At 57.7% G+C, this 1051-nt stretch carries 1 rRNA gene; it reads left to right on the forward strand.

From position 1 onward, the window contains the following. Window positions 1-298: 298 nt before the first annotated feature. Window positions 299-1051, forward strand: a 23S ribosomal RNA gene (locus tag ACIF6L_RS38670); the annotation flags it as partial.

A 1051-nucleotide genomic window follows, 5' to 3' on the forward strand; every position in this document is an offset into this window, starting at 1 on the left:
GCGGCTGGATCACCTCCTTTCTAAGGAGCACATGGCCGCTTGCAGGCGAATGTTCTGCACGGTCGCTCATGGGTGGAACGTTGACTATTCGGCACACTAGGTAGGGTCTGTCAGTACTGCTTCGGCGTGGAAAACAGTTCTCTGGTTGGTGTGTCGGGCACGTTGTTGGGTCCTGAGGGAACGGCCGTATGGTCGTTGCTTCAGAGATGCCGGTCCCACTGAAGAGATGCCTTTGGGTGTCTTGGCGGTGGGTGACTGGTCGTTGTTTGAGAACTGCACAGTGGACGCGAGCATCTGTGGCCAAGTTTTTAAGGGCGCACGGTGGATGCCTTGGCACCAGGAACCGATGAAGGACGTGGGAGGCCACGATAGTCCCCGGGGAGCCGTCAACCAGGCTTTGATCCGGGGGTTTCCGAATGGGGAAACCCGGCAGTCGTCATGGGCTGTCACCCATACCTGAACACATAGGGTATGTGGAGGGAACGCGGGGAAGTGAAACATCTCAGTACCCGCAGGAAGAGAAAACAACCGTGATTCCGGGAGTAGTGGCGAGCGAAACCGGATGAGGCTAAACCGCGATGGTGTGAGACCCGGCAGGGGTTGCCATCGCGGGGTCGTGGGATTCTTCTTGATCGGTCTGCCGGCCGGTCGACGAGTCAGAAACCGTATGGGTAGTCGAAGGACATGCGAAAGGTCCGGCGTAGAGGGTAAGACCCCCGTAGACGAAATCTGTACGGCTCGTTTGGAGAACACCCAAGTAGCACGGGGCCCGAGAAATCCCGTGTGAATCTGGCGGGACCACCCGCTAAGCCTAAATATTCCCTGGTGACCGATAGCGGATAGTACCGTGAGGGAATGGTGAAAAGTACCGCGGGAGCGGAGTGAAATAGTACCTGAAACCGTGTGCCTACAAGCCGTGGGAGCGTCGTTCATCAGCTTGCTGATGGGCCGTGACTGCGTGCCTTTTGAAGAATGAGCCTGCGAGTTTGCGGTGTGTAGCGAGGTTAACCCGTGTGGGGTAGCCGTAGCGAAAGCGAGTCCGAATAGGGCG

This window comes from Kitasatospora sp. NPDC086009 (assembly GCF_044540385.1).
Classification (GTDB): domain Bacteria; phylum Actinomycetota; class Actinomycetes; order Streptomycetales; family Streptomycetaceae; genus Kitasatospora.